A 20972-nucleotide genomic window follows, 5' to 3' on the forward strand; every position below is an offset into this window, starting at 1 on the left:
GGCACCCACTTCGCTCGAAAACGCTCTAACGACCTACTAATTGGTCACGCGCTGCACGATCACGGAAGCGTTGGTGCCGCCGAAACCGAAGGAATTGGACAGCGCCACATTGACGTCACGCTTGCGCGACGTATGCGGCACAAGATCGATCGCCGTTTGCACCGACGGATTGTCGAGATTGATGGTCGGCGGCACCACGTTATCGCGAATCGCCAGGATCGCGAAGATCGCCTCGATCGCGCCGGCCGCACCGAGCAGATGTCCGGTGGCGGACTTGGTCGACGACATCGAAACCTTCGATGCCGCATTGCCGAGCAGGCGCTCGACCGCGCCGAGCTCGATCTCGTCGCCGACCTGCGTCGAGGTGCCGTGCGCATTGATGTAGTCGAGGTCGGATGCCGCAAGGCCGGCGCGCTTCAGCGCCATGGTCATGCTGCGGAAGCCGCCATTGCCGTCCGGCGGCGGCGAGGTGATGTGGAAGGCATCGCCCGACAGGCCATAGCCGGTGACCTCGGCATAGATCTTCGCGCCGCGGCGCTTCGCGTGCTCGTATTCCTCGAGCACGAGGACGCCGGCGCCCTCGCCCATCACGAAGCCGTCGCGATCCTTGTCGTACGGCCGCGATGCCTTTTCCGGGGTCTCGTTGAAGCCGGTGGACAACGCACGCGCCGCGCAGAAGCCGGCGATGCCGATGCGCGAGATCGGCGATTCGGCGCCGCCCGCGACCATCACCTCGGCGTCGCCGAGCGCGATCAGCCGCGCCGCGTCGCCGACCGCATGCGCGCCGGTCGAGCACGCCGTGACCACCGCATGATTGGGTCCCTTCAGGCCGTGCTCGATCGAGACATAGCCGGAGGCCAGATTGATCAGGCGGCCCGGAATGAAGAACGGAGAGACCCTGCGCGGTCCGCGCTCCTTCAGCAGCACCGCAGTCTCGGCAATGCCGGTGAGGCCACCGATGCCGGAGCCGATCATCGTGCCGGTGGCGAACTGGTCCTCGTCCGACTTCGGATGCCAGTTGGCATCGTCCAGCGCCTGCTTGGCCGCGCACATCGCATAGACGATGAAGTCGTCGACCTTGCGCTGGTCTTTCGGCTCCATCCACTGATCGGGATTGAAGGTGCCGCCAGTGCCGTCGCCGCGCGGAATATAGCAGGCGACCTGGCTCGGCAGGTCGGACACGTCGAACGTGTCGATCTTCTTGCCGCCGCTGTCTCCGGCGAGGATGCGCGCCCAAGTTGCGTCAACGCCGCAGCCGAGCGGTGTAAGCATGCCCAGCCCCGTGACGACAACTCGTCTCATTTCCACGTCTCCGGCCAGCAATGCGCGGCTGATAATAAGAAGCCGGGGGACCGCTCGATCACGGTCCGTCCGGCCCCGTCAACTTCGCGATCGGCGTCAGCTCTTCGCGTTCTTCTCGAGAAACTTGGTCGCGTCGCCAACGGTCAGAATCGTCTCCGCCGCGTCGTCGGGAATCTCGCAACCGAATTCTTCTTCGAATGCCATCACGAGCTCGACGGTGTCGAGGCTGTCGGCGCCGAGGTCATCGATGAAGCTCGCGCTATCGACCACCTTCTCGGGTTCGACACCAAGGTGCTCGACCACAATCTTCTTAACCCGCTCGCCAATCTCACTCATCGTTCAACCTCGTTGTTCCATTGGACCCGACCCCAAGACGATACGAGCCATCGTGGTCGTCTCGATTACTCAGTCGCGCATAGTCTTGATTCGGCCCGGTCGTAGCCGATTAAAGCCCCGGCGAACGGCAGGCGTCGCCACGCCAATATACAGGGTTTCAAAATCCTGCAATGGCGTTCTTCGCCCATCCACGGGGGCTTCAGCTACCATACTTCCAAAGCCTTGACTACACGCCTGAACCGGCTCCCGAAAACGGCTTTTCGCCGCATTGCGAGAGGCCGCCAGTAGCTCAAATCATAGCCATCCCGCCGTTGACGTGAATCGTCTGTCCGGTGACGTAGGCAGCCTCGTTCGAGGCCAGATAGACCGCCGCGGCAGCGATATCCTCGGGCGTTCCGAGCCGCGCCGCAGGAACCTTCGCCAGGATGGATTCGCGCTGCTTGTCGTTCAGCGCATCGGTCATCGGCGTCTTGATGAAACCCGGCGCGATGCAATTGGCGGTCACGCCGCGCTTGGCGTATTCGGCGCCCAGCGTCTTGATCAGGCCGATGATGCCGGCCTTCGACGCGGTGTAGTTGCCCTGCCCCGGATTGCCGGTGACGCCGACGATCGAGGTGATCGCGATGATGCGGCCGAAACGCTTGCGCATCATCAGCTTGGTCGCGGCGCGCGCCAGGCGGAACGTCGCGGTCAGGTTGACCGCGATCACGTCGTCCCAATCCTCGTCGCGCAGCTGCACGAACAGGTTGTCGCGGGTGATGCCGGCGTTGGCGATCAGGATGTCGACCTGTCCCATCGCAGCTTCCGCTGCCGGCACCAGCGCCTCGACGTCATCCTTGCTGGAGAGATTGCACGGCAGGACATGCACGCGCTCGCCGAGCTTGGCCGCGAAGCCGTCCAGCACCTCGCGCCGCGTCCCCGAGATCGCTACCGTCGCGCCCTGCGCATGCAGCGCCTGCGCGATCGCGCCGCCGATGCCGCCGGTTGCGCCCGTGACGAGCGCCGTCTTGCCAGTCAGATCAAACATCGAATTCTCCTTCCGGCTGCTTCAAGCCGAAGCTGCGAGCGCGTCCTTGGCCGCAGCGATATCGTTCGGACCGCCGACGGACACGCCGACCGCGCCGTCGGCAATGCGCTTGACGAGGCCGCTCAGCACCTTGCCGGCGCCGAGCTCGAAGAACCGCGTCACGCCCTGCCCTGCCATATAGGCAACCGACTCGCGCCAGCGCACGGTGCCCGTGACCTGCTCGATCAGGCGGCGGCGGATCTCGTCGGGATCGGTGATGGCGGAGGCCAGCACGTTGGAGACCAGCGGCGCCGCGGGCGCCTTGATGGTCACCCCCGACAGCGCCTCTGCCATCGCATCGGCCGCCGGCTGCATCAGCTTGCAATGGAACGGCGCAGACACCGGCAGCAGCATGGCGCGCTTGGCGCCCTTGGTCTTGGCGATTTCGACCGCGCGATCGACGGCGGCCTTGTCGCCGGAGACCACCACCTGGCCGCCGCCATTGTCGTTGGCGGCCTGGCAGACTTGTCCCTGCGCCGCCTCGTTGGCGACCGCCACGGCGGTTTCGTAGTCGAGACCGAGCAGTGCGGCCATCGCACCGACGCCGACCGGCACCGCCTTCTGCATCGCGAGCCCGCGGGTGCGAAGCAGCCGCGCGGTGTCGCTGACGGAGAGGCTGCCGGCGGCGGCCAGCGCCGAATACTCGCCGAGCGAGTGCCCGGCAACGAAGGCCGCGTTGCGGCCGACCGAAAAGCCGGCTTCGCTCTCGAGCACGCGCAATGTGGCGATCGACACCGCCATCAGGGCGGGCTGGGCATTTTCGGTGAGCTGCAATGTCTCGCCGGGACCATCCCAGATGATCGCGGTCAGCTTCTCGCCCAGCGCGGAATCGACCTCGTCGAACACTGCCCTGGCCGCCGGAAAGGCGTCGGCCAGGGCCTTGCCCATGCCAACCGCCTGCGAGCCCTGCCCGGGAAACGTAAATGCTGCCGTCATCGGCGATCCCTACCTTGTTGAGCGTGGTCTCCGCGCAGGCGCTTTAGGCCTGCCGCAGGGGAAAACGGTATCCGCGTCGCGCAAAACCGCGCCACAGCGGGTCCGGGCCAATCCCTTGCACAAGCCTTGGCAATCAGGCCTTGGCAACCAAGCCTTGGCAGCCCAGCCTTGCAACCGGCCCCGGACCGGGCCGTAAGACACTGACGGAGGCGGTGCTGTCAAGCCGCGCCGGAGGAACCCTGGGGATGCCGGTCCCGGCTCCGGGCTAGTGTCCCGAATCCGAAGTTCGCATCATTTGCCGCACCTTCGGAGCGAACTTCGGATTCGATAAGGACACTAGCAGACTTATGATTCTAGTGTGCTTTATGAATGCGAAGTTCGTGAAAGTGGCTGCCGCGAAATCGCACGAACTTCGCATTCAGCACACTAGAACCCGCCGGCATTCTGGTCGGCGTTAACCTCGGCGCCGGCCCTCGCCCGGCGTGCGCTGTTGACCAGTTGGCCCGGGCGATCCTCGCTGGCGGGCCTGGCGGTCGCCAGCCGCAGCACGGCGCCATAGCCCGGCTGCACTTCCATCCGGCCGGCATAGCGGCTTTCGCTCAGGATGCGGTGGACGCGCGGCAGGTTGTAGCAGGGCACGTAGAACAGCAGATGATGCTCGAGGTGATAGTTCACGTAGTACGGCGCGATGAAGAGGCGCTCGAGGACATTGGCCCGCGTGGTGCGGGTGTTGCGCAGGGGATCGGAGCTGTCGGGCACGACGGCGTGTTCGGCAATGTTGCGGATGCGCGTGATCACCATCATCCAGGTCAGCAGCGGCACCAGCCACAACAGCGGATAGGCCCACCACACGCCGGCGGCGGCGAGGCCCGCGAACAGCAAGGCGTTGGTGACGCATTGCGGCCCGAGCTTCTGCCAGAAGTTGGCGGCGCGCCGCGACAACGGCCACTCCTTCGGCCCGATCGCATTGAGCAATTGCGCCTTGCGCTGCTGGTAGCCGGTCTGCCCGGTGATATCGCGGAAGAACTTCCGGCGGTAGCTCAGCTTCGTGATCGGAAACGGCGCCGACAGCACGAGATCGGGATCGTCCTCCTGCTGCGTCCGCGCATGATGCTGCAGATGATAGCGGCGATAGCCGCGGGTCTCCGCGAAGATCGGATAGGCGCAGAACCACTGGCTCAGCGTCAGGTTGGTCCTCTCGTCCGCCGACAGGCAGCCGTGCGCCCCGTCATGCATCAGGATCGCGAGCCCGAGCTGGCGCGAGCCGATGATCGCAACGGCGAGCAGATAGGTCAGCGGATTGGGCCACCACGCGACCAGCGCGATTGCGCCCAGGATCAGCGCCCAGGCGTGCACGATCAGGGCTGCGCCCTTCCACGTCGTGCGCTCGCGCACCGCGACCAGTTCGTCCTCGGTCAGGAAATCGCGGGCTCGCATGCGAAGCGCGGTCATGAGCTTGTCTCCCCGTCCGTTGAGGATGAAGTGTTGTGATCGCCGACCAGGCGCAGCCGCGTCCCGTCATTGGCCGACGTCGAAGTTGATGTCGCCTGCTCGCCGAGCGCGCGCAGCAATTCGCGGCACATCTCGTCGGCAGCGCGGCCCATCGCAAAACCTTCGACGATTACACCGATCGCAATCGCCCAGAACCGCCGCGAGCTCTCCTCGGGCGCGCGCAGCGAGCGCCAGCCATGCCGCTCGACCTGGCCCGCATAGGCGCGCGCGCCCTCGCTGTGCAGCCGTTCGATGGTGCGCTCGACGAGGGGCGCGAGGTCCTGCCGGCGCCGCGTAAGGGTCAAGGCCTCCGCGAAAAAGGCGACCGTGTCGGTCGCGGTCACGGTCTCGGCCAAAGCGTGGGTGTAGTCCCGCGGGGTGTGCGCATTCAGGGCGGCCTGCTCGGTCGCGCGCGCGAGATAGAGCATGTCGCGGCTGGCGGCTTCGACGAACAGCGCTTCCTTGGTGCGGAAGTAATAGGTGATCTGGCTCGGAAAGGCGTCCGCGGCCGCGGCGATATCGGAGATCGATGTGCCCGAGAGCCCGCGTTCCTTGAATAGGCGGCTGGCGGCATCGAGCAGCAGCGAGCGCATCTTGCGCCCCGCCGACCGCGTCGCGCGGACCGCGTGCTTCGGATCGGGCGCAGACATGCCGCTGGCGGTCTCCGAACCCATATCTCGTCCTCCCAAAGATGTTTGTATGATATACAAACAAAGAAATCAACGGGAAATCGCCCGAGGTTGCGTCAAACGGCCTGGAGGGCTACGACGCCTCGCACATCCGGGGGCCGAGAACCCTTGCTTTCGCGGCCAAAATCCGTATAAGCGCGCCATTCGTGGGCTCCGGCCGGGAGCTGAACGGACGGTCTCAGCAAATTCACCCGTTGATTTTGATGTGGCAGGGCCAGTCGGCTCGTCGTCCCGTGCTCCCGCCTTCTGAGCAGCTCGAGTCCTTTCCGAAGGTCTCGAAGGGCTTGTCGCCGGAAGCCGCGCCAACACAGGAAAGGACAACCATGCCTCTTTATGAGCATGTTTTTCTCGCGCGTCAGGATGCGAGCACCCAGCAGGTGGATGAACTGACGGCCCAGATGACGGGGATCGTCGAACAGGGCGGCGGCAAGGTCACCAAGACCGAGAGCTGGGGCGTGCGCTCCCTCACCTACCGCATGAACAAGAACCGCAAGGCGCATTTCGTGCTGATGAACATCGACGCACCGTCGGCTGTCGTCACCGAGATCGAGCGTCAGGAGCGGATCAACGAAGACGTCATCCGCTATCTCACCGTGCGCGTCGAAGAGCACGAGGAAGGCCCGTCCGCGATGATGCGCAAGGCCGACCGTGACCGCGAGCGCGATGACCGTGGTGGTGGCTTCCGTGGCGACCGCGAAGGCGGCTTCCGTGGTGACCGCGATGGTGGCGGTTTCCGTGGCGACCGTGGCCCGCGCCGTCCGCGCGAAGAAGAAGCTGCGACCGAGGAGTAATGAATCATGGCTGATGCTGGTGCCCGCCGTCCGTTTTTCCGTCGTCGCAAGTCCTGCCCGTTCACGGGCGCGAATGCGCCGAAGATCGACTACAAGGATTCCAAGCTGCTGATGCGTTACGTTTCCGAGCGCGGCAAGATCGTGCCGAGCCGCATCACGGCCGTGTCCGCCAAGAAGCAGCGTGAGCTCGCCCGCGCCATCAAGCGCGCGCGCTTCCTCGGCCTGCTGCCTTACGTCATTCGCTAATTGACGACGGCCGGCGGCACGCGCCGCCGGCCGCTCATTCTCATAAGGCTTCCGGGTCGTCCGGTCGCCGATGGTTGGGGTTCTCGATGCAGGATCCCTAACCGCTCGAAGGGGGCGGGACAGCTGATGATCGGAATATTCACCGTTGCACTCGCAGCCGGCGCCGCGTCGGCGCTGATGTTCGCCTCGATCAGTTCGGGCGCGCTGATCTCCATATTGCTGTTCTATCTCGCATCGCTGCCGATCATGGTGGCGGCGCTCGGCTGGGGCCCCCTCGCCGCCGCTATTGGTGGAGTGGGTGCGGCATCCGTGCTCGGCACGCTCTTCGGCCTTCCCTACAGCATCGCGTTTGCCATGATGGTCGCCGTGCCCGGCTGGTGGCTCGGCCACCTCGCCCTGCTCGGACGGCCGGTCGCGGGCGCAGCCGGCGACAGCGCCAAGCAGCAGCCGCCTGCGATTGAATGGTACCCCGTCGGCCGCATCCTGCTCTGGATTGCAGCCTTCCCCATCGTTACCACGACCGCCGCGCTGCTCACGCTCGGCACCGATACCGACACGATCACCGGCACGTTGCGGCGCGGCCTGCTCAAGATGCTCAGCGCCGGCGAAGCCCAGCCCAGCGGTGACATCGAACGGCTGGTCGACGCGTTGGTGATCTTCGCGCCGCTCGCGGCAACGGTCATCTCCATGGTGACGCAGACGCTGAACCTTTGGCTCGCCGGCAAGATCACGCAAACCTCGGGGCGGTTGAATCGGCCGTGGCCGGATTTCCGCACCACGGCGCTTCCCGCCGTGACGCTGGTCGCGCTGCTCGCGGCGGTCGCCGTCAGCTTCATCGGCGGCATGCTTGCGCTGCTGGCGCAGATCGTCACCGCGGCACTCGTAATCGCCTATGCGCTGGTCGGCTTCGCCGTTCTGCACACCTTGACGCTGTCGCTCACCAATCGCGGCTTCTGGCTCAGTGGCATCTATGCGGTCGTCGTCATGTTCGGCTGGCCGATCGTGGCGATGTTCGCGCTCGGCATCGCCGACGCCGTGTTCGGGCTGCGCCAGCGCTATCTGCAGACAAGACCGCCGCCTTTGCCCGCGGCTTGAGATTCGATCCAACCACTTAAACCCGTACTTTGCATCTAAAGGAGAACGAAAATGGAAGTCATTCTGCTCGAACGCGTCGCCAAGCTTGGCCAGATGGGCGAAGTCGTGCGCGTCAAGGACGGGTTCGCCCGCAACTTCTTGCTGAAGCGCGGCAAGGCGTTGCGCGCCACCGAGGCGAACCGCGCCAAGTATGACGGCATGAAGGCCGAGCTCGAGGCCAACAACATCCAGGCCAAGGGCGAAGCCGCCAAGGTCGCCGAGAAGATCGACGGCCGCGACATCGTCATCATCCGCCAGGCCTCCGAATCCGGCCAGCTGTTCGGCTCGGTCACGGTGCGCGACATCGTCGCCGCGCTGGCTGCCGACGGCGTGACGGTGTCGCGCCCGCAGGTCTGGCTCGACTCGCCGATCAAGGTGATCGGCGCGCAGAAGGTGACGATCGCCGTCCACCCCGAGGTCGAGACCAGCGTCACCGTGACGGTCGCCCGCTCCGCCGAAGAGGCCGAGCGGATCAAGCGCGGCGAGGACATCTCGACCCGCCAGGAAGACCAGGACGCTGCCGCCGAGGCGCTCGCCGCCGCCGGCGAATTCTTCGATCCGGAAGCCCAGCACGACGAGGAAGCCGCGCCGGCTCCGGCCGCCGAAGAGAAGTAAGCTTCTCTCCACTAAACGCTACGAAGCCCGGCCCCATCAGGCCGGGCTTTGGATTCGTGCCGCCGCCTTGTCGTCGAGCATGGCGATCGACGCCAATGCGGTCGCGGTGTGCTTCTCCTTGCCGTCGATCACGCAGAACACGTCGGCTGCAACGACGGCGACCTGACGTCCCGGCTTGATCACGCGCGCCCGGCAGATCAGACGATCGCCCGAGGCTGGCGACAGCAGGTTCAGCTTGTACTCCGCCGTCAGCGCCGGCTGGCCACGCGACGTCGCCGCTGCGATCGTGGTGGCGTTGTCGACCAGGAACGCCGTCACCCCGCCGTGAAACAGGCCGTGCTGCTGCAACAGCTCCGGCCGGCGGTCGACCGCGAGCGTGCAGGTGCCGCGCGACAGCTCGGCCACCTCGGCACCGACAAGACCCATGAAGCCCTGCCGGCCGACATTGTCGCGAATTCGCGTCGCGATCGGTGCAAAGTCCGGATAGGTCTCGCTCATGAAGTCTCTCCTGTTCGTTCCGGCGCACCCGGCGCCACCACCGCGCGGACCGCGCAGGCGATCAGCGTCTCGACCTGTTCGCGCGGATCGCCGGTGTGGCGGCCCGATAGCCAGGCGCGGCAGAAGATCTGTGCCGGCCCGATGATCTGGCTGAAGAACAGCACGGCGCTCATCGGCAGCAAATCGCCGCGCGCGAGCAGCGGCGCGCGCCAGCGCTCGATGCCGTCGGTGAGCCGCGAATTCTCGCTGCGCTGCGCGCCGCGCACCTCCTCGCCCCACTCGCTGCGCGAAATCTCGAACAGGAAGCGTGCCTCACGCCTGAAGGTCACGACCCAATCGAGATGGGCGTGGATCAGCCGCGCAACGCCCTCGCCGGCGCCGCAGCTGTTGTCGACCGAGGTGATGATCGCGGCGTGATAAGCCTGCAGGATTTCCAGGAACAGGGTGCCGGCGAGCGCCTTCTTCGAGGTGAAGAAGTGGAAGAAGCTGCCGTTGGACGCGCGGGCGCGGGAGCGGATCTCGGCCACCGTCGCGCCCTCAAATCCGTCGCGGTCGAACACCGCCAGTCCCGCCGCCAGCAGATCTTCGCGCGCTGTACTCACGTCGCCCTCTCCCGATTAGATTGATACTCTAGAGCATTGCTCTAATAGTGGTCAAACGAATACGCCGGACCTTGCGGCCCGGCGTTGGCGATTACTTCGAGGTTGGGGCTTCCGGTGGGCCGGAGCCTGGCGTCGTGGGCGGTGGCGGCGGCGGCGCGGTCGCAGTCACCGGCGGCGCGGCTGGCGCCGGAGCGGGAGATGCGGCGGCGGCCGGCTCGGATGCGGCAGGCGCAGCCGCCGCAGGCGCCGGTGTGACCTGAGGAACCGGATCGGATCGCACGGCAGCCGGTTCACCGCCACCATTGCTCTTCGGCGCGTCGACCTTTGCCGTGTCGGGCTCGGCGGCAGGCTTCGCCGGCTTCTCGGCTTCACCCTTGTCATCATGCCTGGTGGAGGTCTTTGGCTCCGTCTTGGGCTCGTCGCTGGTCGCCGCGCCCTTGGGCGCCTCCTCGGACTTCGGCTCCTCGACGGGCTTGCCACGACGGCCGTGCTTCTGACGCGACGGCATGCCCTCGCCCAAAGCCTGCGGCGTCTGGCCGTCGTCCGGCTTCGCGCCCTCCGGCGCCTCGCTCGGGCGGGCCATCCGCTTGCCGCGATGAGCTGGACGTCCTTCGGGATTCAAACCGTCGGTGTCGGGCTTGGCCCCTTCCTTGGCACCTTCCTGCGGCGCTGCATCCTGGTGCCGTCGGCGGGCTGGACGCTCAGACGGCTGCTCCGGGGACTGGTTGGCCTCCTGCCTGCCTTCCCTACCGCCCTTGGCACCCTTCGGCTGATCCTTGGCTTGGTAGCGCGGGTCGTTGGCGCCGTTCGAAATCAGATAGGACGCAAGCACGCCGGCCATGTCGCTGGACGTCGTATAGTGCTGGCGCAGGAAGCCCGGCAGCGAACCGGCCGGCACCGATTTCAGCAGGCCGCGCGGGCTCTTGTGGCAAGCTGTGCAGGTGCTTGCGAAGATCTGGGAGGGGCTCTTGCCGGCCTCGAGGTTTTGCGCCTGCGCCGATACGGCTGACAGGCAGCCAATCAGAAGCGCTACCGTCGCCAGACTGAGGGCTCGGCTCAACATTCCTTAAGTCTCCAGATTCCGGAAAAATCGCCGCCAGCGCCTGATGGATCGGCCGCGGCGGTCACCTTTTAGCCGATTATCGCGCGAATGGAAGCGCGCCCATGCGCATCCACGCAATTGTCACATTTTGGAATATCGGCTTTGACCACAACGCTATAGCGCGATCTAATTCCCTGCCTATCTTGAGGTTGGGGACACATTGGAGTGATCAACTCCGGTGGTGTCGGTGTGCAGCTTGCCGTTCCGTTGGTGTTTCGATGGACCGATTGTTGCGATACTTCTTGGGGCGCTTCATCCGCCGCGGTTCGATCACGTTCACGACCGCGAGCGGCGCTCAGTTCACCTGCGGTGACGGCACGGGCGTACCGGTTGCCGTGCGCTTCATGACGCGAGGGGCTGAACTCCGCGTCCTGGTCGATCCCGAGCTTTATCTCGGCGAAGCCTTCATGGACGGCACGTTCGTGGTGGAGCAAGGCACCGTCGCCGACGTGTTGGCGGTGCTTATGGGTCAGGCAGCCATGCTGCCGAACTTCGCCAGACTGCAGGCCTGGGTACGCTTCCTGGGGCGCCGCGCCCAGCAGATCAATGTACGCGGCCGATCCAGAAGCAACGTCGCCCGTCATTACGATCTCGACGGCCGCCTCTATTCCCTCTTCCTCGACGCGGACAAGCAATACAGCTGCGCCTATTTCGAGACGCCGGACACGACGCTGGACGATGCCCAGCTCGCCAAGAAGCGTCACCTCGCCGCAAAACTCCTGATCAAGCCCGGGCACCGCATCCTCGACATCGGTTCCGGCTGGGGCGGCCTTGGGCTCTATCTCGCCGAGATGAGTGGCGCCGATGTCACCGGCGTCACGCTGTCGACCGAGCAGCTGCAAATTTCCAACGCCCGGGCGGCGGAGCGGAACCTGGCGCAATCGGCGCGCTTCCTGCTGCAGGACTATCGCGACATCCCCGGGCCGTTCGACCGCATCGTCTCGGTCGGCATGTTCGAGCATGTCGGGGTCGCCTACTATGAAACCTTCTTCGCGCGCTGCGCCGAACTGCTCAGCGACGACGGTGTCATGGTGCTGCATTCGATCGGCCGCTCGACCGGCCCCGACGTCACCAGCCCCTGGATCCGGAAATACATCTTCCCCGGCGGCTACATTCCCGCCCTGTCCGAGGTCATGCCGGCGATCGAGAAGGCCGGATTGCTGATCTGCGACATGGAGATCCTGCGCCTGCACTATGCCGAGACGCTGAAGGCATGGCGCGAGCGCTTCATGGCGCGGCGCGAGGAGGCCGTGCGGCTCTACGACGAGACCTTTGCCCGGATGTGGGAATTCTACCTGGCTGCCTCGGAGATGTCGTTCCGCGTGCAGAATATGATGAACTTCCAGCTCCAGCTCACCAAGCGCCAGGGCATCGTCCCGATAACCCGCGACTATATCGGCGGCGAAGAAGTCCGCCTGCGGCTGAAAGAGGCCGGCGCGGCCAAGCCCCGGCTACAACTGGCCGGCGAATAGGTCTGAAGGAACGGGTGCGGCTAGTTGCGCAGGCTGTAGGCCGACCCGCAATGGTCAAAGGTCGGCGCCGGACGCGCCAGATGGGCCGCGGCGGCCGAAATCAAGCTGGCATCGCAGGGAACATTGCGGACCTCGGGACGCGCCGCCTGCTCCATGGCATCGACAAGCGCCGCCAGCCAGCGGCGGTCCATGCCATCTGCCCGACCAAGCCTTGATCGCGCTGTCTGAAACTCTCGATCCATCGCCGCCGTATCTTGCCTGAGCGAAGACAACCCGGAATCCGCCGGGTCGTTCCCGCGAACCTGCCGCAAAAAAAGTGCGGCGCATGTGATCTGCTTCACAGAGGTCTTTCCCGGACTGTCGTAGTGGTCCGAAATGACCCGAGAAACACACCAGACGATGTTGGACCCGCAGCGCGATATCGCGACTGACTACGCCCTGATCGCCACTGGCGTGGTGGCCGCCTTGATCGCGCTGGCCTTCCTCATCCTGGTCTGAGAAATCGACGCCAACAGCCGCCTCGCCTCTCCATGGGTCCGCTCGCCTGGCAAAAGGTTCAGGCGGCGTCCAATTTTTGCCAACGACCGTGCTGATCGGCCGGCTCCCGCCCGGTTTCGGACAAAACCCCAGTCAAGCGGAATGCATCCGGCTGTTTCGGATTCACACCTCGCGTTGTGTGAATCGTGCATAAGAAACATCCGTCCTTTCGCTTCGTGCCGGGCTGGCGCTTCATCGCCGCCCCACAGCCGAAAATCTCAGTAACGACGAAATCAGAAGAATAAGCTCGTCCATGGCCTTGATTGATTCGAACGTCCACAAGCTCGCGCCCGACGCCGCATCCCCGGCCTACCGAAGTGCGCCGCACAACATCGAAGCGGAACAGGGCCTGCTGGGCGCGATCCTGGTCAATAACGACGCCTTCTACCGGGTCTCCGATTTCCTGGAGCCGAAGCACTTCTTCGAAACCATCCATCAGCAAATCTATGAAACCGCCGGAAGCCTGATCCGGATGGGCAAAGTCGCGAACCCCGTGACCTTGAAGACGTTCCTGCCGGCCGAGCTCGACATCGGCGGCATGACGGTCGGCCAGTACCTCGCCCGGCTTGCCGCCGAAGCGACCACCATCATCAACGCGCAGGACTACGGACGCACCGTTTACGATCTCAGCCTGCGCCGCAACCTGATCCAGATCGGCGAGGACATCGTCAACGTCGCCTACGACGCGCCGGTCGACTTCGCGCCGCGCGCCCAGATCGAGGATGCCGAGCGGCAGCTCTACGGCCTTGCTGAAACCGGCCGCTATGACGGCGGCTTCCAGCGCTTCGCGCAGGCACTGACGATCGCCGTCGACATGGCGGCGAAGGCGTTCCAGCGCGACGGCAAGCTGTCGGGCATTTCGACCGGTCTGCGCGACCTCGACGCCAAGATGGGCGGCCTGCAGCCGTCCGACCTCATCATCCTCGCCGGCCGTCCCGGCATGGGCAAGACATCGCTCGCCACCAACATCGCCTACAACATCGCCAAAGCCTATGTGCCCGAAGTCCAGGCGGACGGCACCACCAAGGCAGTCAATGGCGGCTGTGTCGGCTTCTTCTCCTGCGAAATGAGCGGCGAACAGCTCGCCACCCGTATTCTCGCCGAGCGCACCGGCATTCCCTCGAGCTCGATCCGTCGCGGCGGCATCTCCGAGCTCGATTTCGAAAAGATCCGCGACTGTTCGATCGAGCTGCAATCGCTGCCGTTCTACGTCGACGAAACCGGCGGCCTCTCGATCTCGCAGCTCACCGCGCGGGCGCGACGGCTCAAGCGCCAGAAGGGCCTCGACCTGATCGTGATCGACTACATCCAGCTGCTGCAAGGCTCGGGCAAACGCGGCAACGACAACCGCGTGCAGGAAATCACCGAGATCACCACCAACCTGAAGGCACTGGCCAAGGAACTGAACGTTCCGATCATCGCGCTCTCGCAGCTGTCGCGTCAGGTCGAAAACCGCGACGACAAGCGGCCGCAGCTGTCCGACCTGCGTGAATCCGGCTCGATCGAGCAGGACGCCGACGTCGTGATCTTCGTCTATCGCGAGGAATACTACCTCGCCAACAAGGAGCCGCGCGCGGGCACGCCGGAATATGAGAAGTGGCAGATGGACATGGACCTTGCCCACGGCAAGGCCGAAGTCATTATCGGCAAGCAGCGCCACGGCCCGACCGGCACGGTCGATCTGCACTTCGAGGCCAGCGTCACGCGCTTCGGCGATCTCGCACCCGACGGTCAGGTTCCGGATCACAGCCACTGAGATCCGGACTCGGTTGAACGACGCAAGGCACCCGCGTACAACTGAGCCATGAACATCGTGACTGACGCGAAATCGCAGCTGACACCCGAGGCCAGTTTGCTGGCGGCCCATCCGACCGCCGGCGGTATCCTCACCATCGACCTCGACGCCATCATCGCCAACTGGCGCAAGCTCGAGAAGACCGCGGTGCCGGCCGAGTGTGCCGCCGTGGTCAAGGCCAATGCCTATGGCTGCGGCGCCGAGCAGGTTTCGCGGGCGCTCGCCAAGGCCGGCTGCAAGACCTTCTTCGTCGCCAGCGTCGAGGAGGCCGCCGCAGTGCGCGCGGCCGCTCCCGAGGCGACGGTGTATTCGCTCGGCGGCTTCTTCCAGAACACCGGCGACGCCTACGCCAGGATCGACTGCAAACCTGTGATCGGCGATCTCAACGAGCTCGCCGAATGGGACGTGTTCTGCCGCCGCTCCGGCTGGTCCGGCGGCGCCGGCATCCATATCGACACCGGCATGAACCGGCTGGGGCTCACGGTCAGCGAGGCGCAGGGCATCATCCCGCGGATCAATGCCGGCGACCACGGCATCACGCTGGTGATGAGCCACCTCGCCTCCGCCGAATTGCTCAACAATCCCGCCAACGCCAAGCAGCTCGCGAGCTTCCGCGAGGTCGCGAGCCTGTTCACCGGCGTGCCGGCCTCGCTGGCGAATTCTTCCGGCGTGTTTCTTGGCGCGCAATTCCAGTTCGAGATGGTGCGGCCGGGCTGTGCGCTTTATGGCGTCAATCCGACGCCGGAGGCCGACAACCCGATGCAGCAGGTGGTCGACCTCAAGGCGCGCATCGTGCAGATCCGCAACATCGACCGCGGCGAGACCGTCGGCTATGGCGGCACCTGGACCGCGCGCCGGCCGACCCGGCTTGCGATCGTCGCCGCCGGCTATGCCGACGGCTATTTCCGCGCCGCCAGCGCCAATGACGGCACCCGCGGCGCCGAGGTCGTGGTCGCCGGCAAGCGCTGCCCGATCGCCGGCCGCGTCTCGATGGACCTGATCGCGGTCGATGTCACCGACCTCGACAAGAATGCCGTGCGGCGCGGCCACATGGTGACGCTGATCGGCGAAGGCATCACGGTCGACGAGGTCGCGCATCATTTCGGCACCATCGGCTACGAGGTGCTGACCAGCCTCGGCCGCCGCTTCGTGCGCATCTACAAGGGCGGCGATGCCGTCGCTGCGAGAAGTGACGCGGTCGCCGAGACGAGCGAGCCGGCTGCCACGCCCGCAGCGCCGCCAGCCTTGCCAACAGCAGCGCCCGCTGCGCCGCCGCCACTGCCGGCCGCCGAGCCAACGGCGACGTCCACCTGACATGATCAAGGTTCGCGATTGCCAGTGCGCATGAAGATCGCGACCTTCAACATCAACAACGTCAACCGCCGCCTGCCGAACCTGCTGCGCTGGCTGAAGTCGGCCAGGCCCGACATCGTCAGTCTGCAGGAGCTGAAGGCAAGCGACGTCGAGTTTCCCGCGGCCGCGATCGAGCAGGCCGGCTACGGCGCGGTGTGGCAGGGACAGAAGACCTGGAACGGCGTCGCCATCCTCGCGCGCAAGGCCGAGCCGGTGCTGATCCGCACCGCCCTGCCCGGCGATGCCGGCGATCACGAAGCGCGCTACATCGAGGCCGCAGTGCGCGGCATCGTCGTCACCAGCCTCTATCTGCCGAACGGCAATCCGCAGCCCGGGCCGAAATTCGATTACAAGCTCGCCTGGTTCAAGCGGCTGCGCGCCCATGCCGCCAAGCTGCTCAAAGAGGACGTCCCGGTGGTGCTCGCCGGCGACTACAATGTCGCGCCGACGCCGTTCGACATCTACCCGACGCGGTCCTGGGACAAGGATGCGTTGATCCAGCCGAAGAGCCGCGCCGCCTTCAAGGCGCTGGTCGATCAGGGCTGGTGCGATGCGATCCGCACCCTGCATCCGGACGCGCCGATGTTCACCTTCTGGGACTACAAGCGCCAGCGCTGGCCACGCGATGCAGGCCTGCGGCTCGATCATCTCCTGCTCAGCCCCGCAGTGGCGCCGCGGCTCGTGAAAGCCGGCGTCGACCGCACCATCCGCGGCGAGGACGGCGCCAGCGATCACGCGCCGGCGTGGGTGGTGTTGAGGTGATGCACCGGCATCACGCCTCGTGACAATCAGCATGATGGTGGTCGCGACGTGGATCGGATGATGCCGCACACACCGCCGTCGTCCCGGCGCAGGCCGGGACCCATAACCACAGGATTGACTTGGTAGGGAAAGCTGTGGCCCCAGCGTCGTGCAACAATCACCTTCGGTGGCTATGGGTCCCGGCCTGCGCCGGGACGACATCGAGTTTGTTGCGCGAGCTGCGGGGGCTTGCGCGGTCGGGCAACTCAGAGGTATGGGGCGATCACACCTCACCGGAGCGCGCAGGTGGGCTTCCTCTTCGTCCTCATCGTCGGCCTGGTCGCCGGCACCATTTCCGGCATCGTCGGCACCGGCTCGTCGATCATGCTGATGCCGGTGCTGGTCTATCAGTACGGGCCGAAGCAGGCGGTACCGATCATGGCTGTCGCCGCCGTGATGGCCAATCTGTCCCGCATCCTCGCCTGGTGGCGCGAGGTCGACTGGCGTGCCTGCATCACCTACTCGATCACGGGCATCCCGGCCGCCGCGCTCGGCGCGCGCACCCTGCTCGCGCTGCCCTCGCATGCGGTCGATATAGCGATCGGCGTATTCCTGATCGCGATGGTGCCGGTGCGGCACTGGCTGGCGCGGCACAGGCTGAAGGCCAATCTCTGGCATCTCGCAATCGGCGGTGCGCTCATCGGCTACCTCACCGGCATCGTGGCCTCGACCGGCCCGCTCAGCGTGCCGCTGTTCCTGTTCTACGGTCTCAGCAAGGGCGCGTTCCTCGCCACCGAGGCGGCGAGTTCGCTCGGGCTCTATGTCAGCAAGTCGGTGACGTTCGAGCGCTTCGGCGCGCTGACGCCGGACATCGCGCTGAAGGGTCTGATCGCCGGCGCCTCGCTGATGGCCGGCGCCTTCATCGCCAAGCGCTTCGTGCTGCAGCTGAAGCCGGAGTCGTTCCGCCTGATCATGGACGGCATCATGCTGGCGGCGGGCACGGCGCTATTGTGGTCTGCAATGACGCAGTAAAATTCCGACATCGACCAGGCCCTGGGCAAACGGATTTCACCGTGACGAACACCAACATCCTCCCGATGGTGTCGTAATTCTACGGAGCTTTGCGCATCGGGTGGCGTGTACCCCGAAAGAGTTTTGTTGAGCGCTCACCTTCCGTTGTTATCCGGATTGCCATCGTCCGGCCGCTGCGTTTATGACAATCTCATTACTTGCACTTGATCGTTTGCGGAAAACAACTTTGCTCCAGCAGGCATCACAGGGTTGATCGACGACCCGGATGCGAGTCCCGAGAGTTCAGGCGACACGAGTTCAGCGACAGATGGCGTGCAGATCGGGCGGCACAGCCCGGCGCCTGATGTCGCCGATGTCGGCCTGACGAATGCGGGATCGCAAGTCGAAGCATTGGGAGTCGCGGGTCATCAAAGCCCACGACAGGCGGGAAAGGCAGGCGCGCGATGCGCAAGATGATGATCACGACTGCGGCGATTGTGACGTTCGCCGTTGCCGGCTCGGCGTTCTGGCCGACGGCAAGGCCCGATGTCGCGCAGTTCGGCGACAGCGTCTACGAGACGATCTGGGTCTGGCGGATTCCGGCCTACGCCAACAATCCGTCCTGGCGGGTTCGCTGGAGCTGGAGCGATCCGTTGCGCGCGCAGGCGAGATGCTGCCGCGCTCTGCCGACGAGTCTGACGCCGCGCGAGAATCCGCCGCTGCTGCTGTCGCGGCGGGACCTCCGCGTTTGACCGCGCGTGCAACGAGAGCAGTTCCCTTTGCGCGAAGCGCATTTGATTCAAATTCGCGCTGTAGTTGAACTTACTTTTTATCCTTAACCAGAAACCTGATCTTTGATTTACATCTGCAAGATGCGGTTTACCTTGTCTCCGCGAGCACAGCGGATTCAGGGACAACAACAATATGCGCCAACCAAGCTTCACCCTGTGGTTGACCGTTGTTCTGGCGACGCAGGGTTTGAGCGTCGCGGCAGACGAGACAAGACCGGGACAACCGGGTACCGTTGCCGCCGCTGACCGCGTTGCATGTTCCCTGCAGCCGAAAAATGAGGAACCGTCCGATCCGTCGTCGACCTCGGCAATTCCCCACGCCGAAAAATTCGTCGCGCGGGAACATTTCAAGGAGGACATCGCCTCGAGCGCGCCGGTCAGGATTTCCTGGTTAGGCGCGACCTTCGCGCAGCGTTTCACGAACAAGATCGAGGACGATAGCGGCGGCGCTTCCTTGCAGACCTTCATCCTGAGCGCAGCCTCGAGCGACAAGGAGATCCTCGCCAAACTGGGGCAGAGCCACGAGAGCAGGCTGGCCGACGTCTGGTGCGCGTTGAGGCGGCAGCCCAGCGGCAGCAACGGCCCGCTGGAAGTCAACGCCAAGCCGAACGTGTTTTACGTCCGCGACAGCGCCGGAGAGCTTGGTGCCGTCGACGTGCTGTGGGGCGGCGTCGGCTGGGAAATCGGCGCAAGTCCGGTCGGCGACAAGCCGCGCTGGCCGGGCGGAACGCGGGTGTTCTCGCGCTGAGCCGGCCCCGCCATCTGGCGCTCCGTCTTCGATGGATCGTGCGCGGCGGCCGAACCGTGCTATGCATCGTGCGCGATAGCGCGACTCACCTGCTCCATGGCCAAATCCACCCTCTCCTTCGTCTGCCAGAACTGCGGCGCGGCGTATAATCGCTGGCAGGGCAAGTGCGATTCCTGCGGCGAGTGGAACACGCTGGCCGAGGAAGACACCACAGGCTCGGTGCCGGTCTCGATCCGCAGCAAGCGCAAGGGGCGGACGTTTGCGCTGGAATCGCTGTCCGGCAAGACCCAGGACGCGCCGCGGCTGTCCTCCGGGATGGCCGAGCTCGACCGCGTCACCGGCGGCGGCTTCGTCCGCGGCTCGGTGCTGCTGGTCGGCGGCGATCCCGGCATCGGAAAATCGACGCTGCTGACCCAGGCGACCAGCATGATGGCGCGCGCCGGCCACCGCGCGGTCTATATCTCCGGCGAAGAGGCGGTCGCCCAGGTGCGGCTGCGCGCCGAACGGCTCGGCCTCGCGGACGCACCGGTGCAGCTGGCTTCGGAAACCTCGGTCGAGGACATCGTCGCGACGCTGTCGGAAGGCGCGGTGCCGCGCCTGATCGTGATCGACTCGATCCAGACCATGTGGACCGACACGGTGGAATCCGCGCCCGGCACGGTGACCCAGGTCCGCGCCTCGGCGCAGGCCCTCATTCGCTTTGCCAAGAAGACGGGTGCCGCGATCATCCTGGTCGGCCATGTGACAAAGGACGGCCAGATCGCCGGTCCCCGCGTGGTCGAGCACATGGTCGATGCGGTGCTGTCGTTCGAGGGCGAAGGCTCGCAGCAGTTCCGCATCCTGCGCTCGGTGAAGAACCGCTTTGGCGCGACCGACGAGATCGGCGTATTCGAGATGACCGGCCTCGGCCTGCGCGAGGTCACCAACCCCTCGGAATTGTTCCTCTCCGAGCGCGAGCTCGGCAGCCCCGGCACGGCGGTGTTCGCCGGCATCGAAGGCACCCGTCCGGTGCTGGTCGAGTTGCAGGCGCTGGTGGCGCCGACCTCGCTCGGCACGCCGCGCCGCGCCGTGGTCGGCTGGGACCCGAGCCGGCTCTCGATGGTGCTCGCGGTGCTCGAAGCGCATTGCGGCGTCAAATTGTCCGGACATGACGTCTATCTCAATGTCGCCGGCGGCCTGCGCATCCAGGAACCGGCCGCGGACCTTGCCGCGGCAGCCGCGCTGGTCTCCTCGCTGGTGAATGCGCCGCTGCCGACGGATGCTGTCTATTTCGGCGAGATTTCGCTATCGGGCGCGATCCGCCCGGTGGCGCAGACCCCGGCCCGGCTCAAGGAGGCCCTCAAGCTCGGCTTCGCCCGCGCCATCCTGCCCGAATCGGCCCGCGGCGAGAGCGGCGGCGATTCAGGGCTCACCCTCAACAGCATCGGCAATCTCACCACGCTGGTCGCCGAAATTGCGGCACGCGGAACGCCCCGGGGCGGCCGGCGCGACCAGGACGGCTCCGGAGGCCCTGATGCGGCTGAGAAAAATGCCACACCGGCCCGATTCCGTCGCGAGACCAGCTAAAGCGGGCGTGACGTATCAGCCCCCCGCCGCTATACATCCGCCGCGCGGGACAGGTGGCGCTCTGGCCTTGCCGGATGCCCCCAATGCGCCTCAGTTAGGACGGCACCGACTTCGCCGATTCGCGAGAGCCCTTAGCAGCGTAAGCCCTTA

General features: G+C 65.5%; 23 protein-coding genes. 13 read left to right on the forward strand and 10 right to left on the reverse strand.

Going from position 1 to position 20972, the window contains the following annotated elements; translation table 11 throughout:
• Window positions 1–36: 36 nt before the first annotated feature.
• From fabF to J6525_RS00105, 6 genes are all read right to left on the reverse strand, one after another.
• Window positions 37–1302, reverse strand: a complete 1266-nt coding sequence (fabF, locus tag J6525_RS00080; protein WP_225641041.1) for a beta-ketoacyl-ACP synthase II — start codon at window positions 1300–1302, stop codon at window positions 37–39.
• A 96-nt stretch (window positions 1303–1398) separates the two neighbouring features.
• Window positions 1399–1638: an acyl carrier protein gene (locus tag J6525_RS00085; protein ID WP_002716125.1), complete on the reverse strand. Its 240-nt coding sequence runs from the start codon at window positions 1636–1638 to the stop codon at window positions 1399–1401.
• A 289-nt stretch (window positions 1639–1927) separates the two neighbouring features.
• Window positions 1928–2665, reverse strand: coding sequence for a 3-oxoacyl-[acyl-carrier-protein] reductase (fabG, locus tag J6525_RS00090; protein WP_076831958.1), 738 nt, complete (start codon window positions 2663–2665; stop codon window positions 1928–1930).
• A gap of 21 nt (window positions 2666–2686) precedes the next feature.
• The gene (fabD, locus tag J6525_RS00095) at window positions 2687–3640 is read right to left on the reverse strand and encodes an ACP S-malonyltransferase (RefSeq protein WP_092088246.1); all 954 of its coding nucleotides are present in this window, start codon (window positions 3638–3640) and stop codon (window positions 2687–2689) included.
• A gap of 426 nt (window positions 3641–4066) precedes the next feature.
• Window positions 4067–5092 (reverse strand): fatty acid desaturase family protein, encoded by a 1026-nt coding sequence (locus J6525_RS00100; RefSeq protein WP_092088248.1) that lies wholly within the window; start codon window positions 5090–5092, stop codon window positions 4067–4069.
• Window positions 5089–5805, reverse strand: coding sequence for a TetR/AcrR family transcriptional regulator C-terminal domain-containing protein (locus tag J6525_RS00105; RefSeq protein ID WP_092088250.1), 717 nt, complete (start codon window positions 5803–5805; stop codon window positions 5089–5091). The genes J6525_RS00100 and J6525_RS00105 overlap by 4 nt, the downstream gene beginning before the upstream one ends.
• 338 nt (window positions 5806–6143) lie before the next feature.
• Between J6525_RS00105 and rpsF the strand changes: the two genes are divergently transcribed.
• From rpsF to rplI, 4 genes are all read left to right on the forward strand, one after another.
• The gene (gene rpsF, locus J6525_RS00110; RefSeq protein WP_026192679.1) at window positions 6144–6611 is read left to right on the forward strand and encodes a 30S ribosomal protein S6; all 468 of its coding nucleotides are present in this window, start codon (window positions 6144–6146) and stop codon (window positions 6609–6611) included.
• A gap of 6 nt (window positions 6612–6617) precedes the next feature.
• Window positions 6618–6857 (forward strand): 30S ribosomal protein S18, encoded by a 240-nt coding sequence (gene rpsR, locus J6525_RS00115; protein ID WP_016844287.1) that lies wholly within the window; start codon window positions 6618–6620, stop codon window positions 6855–6857.
• Window positions 6858–6983: 126 nt separating this feature from the next.
• The gene (locus tag J6525_RS00120) at window positions 6984–7952 is read left to right on the forward strand and encodes a hypothetical protein (RefSeq protein WP_225641044.1); all 969 of its coding nucleotides are present in this window, start codon (window positions 6984–6986) and stop codon (window positions 7950–7952) included.
• Between the two features lie 51 nt (window positions 7953–8003).
• Window positions 8004–8606 carry a 50S ribosomal protein L9 gene (gene rplI, locus J6525_RS00125; RefSeq protein ID WP_057019875.1) on the forward strand — a complete coding sequence of 201 codons (603 nt, stop codon included), beginning with the start codon at window positions 8004–8006 and terminating at the stop codon, window positions 8604–8606.
• A 36-nt stretch (window positions 8607–8642) separates the two neighbouring features.
• Here rplI and J6525_RS00130 read toward each other — a convergent pair whose 3' ends face one another.
• From J6525_RS00130 to J6525_RS00140, 3 genes are all read right to left on the reverse strand, one after another.
• Window positions 8643–9104 carry a PaaI family thioesterase gene (locus tag J6525_RS00130; protein WP_225641046.1) on the reverse strand — a complete coding sequence of 154 codons (462 nt, stop codon included), beginning with the start codon at window positions 9102–9104 and terminating at the stop codon, window positions 8643–8645.
• Entirely contained in the window at window positions 9101–9706 is a 606-nt protein-coding gene (locus J6525_RS00135; RefSeq protein WP_225641049.1) for a TetR/AcrR family transcriptional regulator, read from the reverse strand. The genes J6525_RS00130 and J6525_RS00135 overlap by 4 nt, the downstream gene beginning before the upstream one ends.
• A 91-nt stretch (window positions 9707–9797) precedes the next feature.
• Complete coding sequence (locus J6525_RS00140; RefSeq protein ID WP_225641051.1) at window positions 9798–10769, reverse strand: hypothetical protein; 972 nt, start codon at window positions 10767–10769, stop codon at window positions 9798–9800.
• A 257-nt stretch (window positions 10770–11026) separates the two neighbouring features.
• Between J6525_RS00140 and J6525_RS00145 the strand changes: the two genes are divergently transcribed.
• A complete protein-coding gene (locus tag J6525_RS00145; RefSeq protein WP_225641053.1) occupies window positions 11027–12280 on the forward strand; it encodes a cyclopropane fatty acid synthase in 1254 nt (417 codons plus the stop codon).
• A gap of 20 nt (window positions 12281–12300) precedes the next feature.
• Here the strand turns inward: J6525_RS00145 and J6525_RS00150 are convergent, their stop codons facing one another.
• Window positions 12301–12621, reverse strand: a complete 321-nt coding sequence (locus tag J6525_RS00150) for a hypothetical protein (RefSeq protein ID WP_225641055.1) — start codon at window positions 12619–12621, stop codon at window positions 12301–12303.
• Window positions 12622–12655: 34 nt separating this feature from the next.
• Between J6525_RS00150 and J6525_RS46900 the strand changes: the two genes are divergently transcribed.
• The 8 genes from J6525_RS46900 (at window position 12656) to radA (ending at window position 20822) form a co-directional block, all read left to right on the forward strand.
• Complete coding sequence (locus J6525_RS46900) at window positions 12656–12778, forward strand: hypothetical protein (RefSeq protein ID WP_256520498.1); 123 nt, start codon at window positions 12656–12658, stop codon at window positions 12776–12778.
• 292 nt (window positions 12779–13070) lie between these two features.
• A complete protein-coding gene (locus tag J6525_RS00155; RefSeq protein ID WP_225641057.1) occupies window positions 13071–14573 on the forward strand; it encodes a replicative DNA helicase in 1503 nt (500 codons plus the stop codon).
• A gap of 48 nt (window positions 14574–14621) precedes the next feature.
• Window positions 14622–15926 (forward strand): alanine racemase, encoded by a 1305-nt coding sequence (alr, locus tag J6525_RS00160; protein ID WP_225641059.1) that lies wholly within the window; start codon window positions 14622–14624, stop codon window positions 15924–15926.
• Window positions 15927–15956: 30 nt separating this feature from the next.
• The gene (locus tag J6525_RS00165) at window positions 15957–16727 is read left to right on the forward strand and encodes an exodeoxyribonuclease III (RefSeq protein ID WP_225641575.1); all 771 of its coding nucleotides are present in this window, start codon (window positions 15957–15959) and stop codon (window positions 16725–16727) included.
• A gap of 285 nt (window positions 16728–17012) precedes the next feature.
• Complete coding sequence (locus J6525_RS00170) at window positions 17013–17738, forward strand: sulfite exporter TauE/SafE family protein (RefSeq protein ID WP_225641061.1); 726 nt, start codon at window positions 17013–17015, stop codon at window positions 17736–17738.
• Between the two features lie 443 nt (window positions 17739–18181).
• On the forward strand, window positions 18182–18469 hold the full coding sequence (locus J6525_RS00175; RefSeq protein WP_092088264.1) for a hypothetical protein: 288 nt from the start codon (window positions 18182–18184) through the stop codon (window positions 18467–18469).
• Between the two features lie 172 nt (window positions 18470–18641).
• Window positions 18642–19256, forward strand: coding sequence for a hypothetical protein (locus tag J6525_RS00180; RefSeq protein WP_225641070.1), 615 nt, complete (start codon window positions 18642–18644; stop codon window positions 19254–19256).
• A gap of 96 nt (window positions 19257–19352) precedes the next feature.
• The gene (gene radA / locus J6525_RS00185) at window positions 19353–20822 is read left to right on the forward strand and encodes a DNA repair protein RadA (RefSeq protein ID WP_225641072.1); all 1470 of its coding nucleotides are present in this window, start codon (window positions 19353–19355) and stop codon (window positions 20820–20822) included.
• The last annotated feature ends 150 nt before the right edge of the window (window positions 20823–20972 follow it).

Origin of the sequence: Bradyrhizobium australafricanum (assembly GCF_020329495.1) — a bacterium.
In the GTDB taxonomy this organism is placed as follows: domain Bacteria; phylum Pseudomonadota; class Alphaproteobacteria; order Rhizobiales; family Xanthobacteraceae; genus Bradyrhizobium; species Bradyrhizobium australafricanum.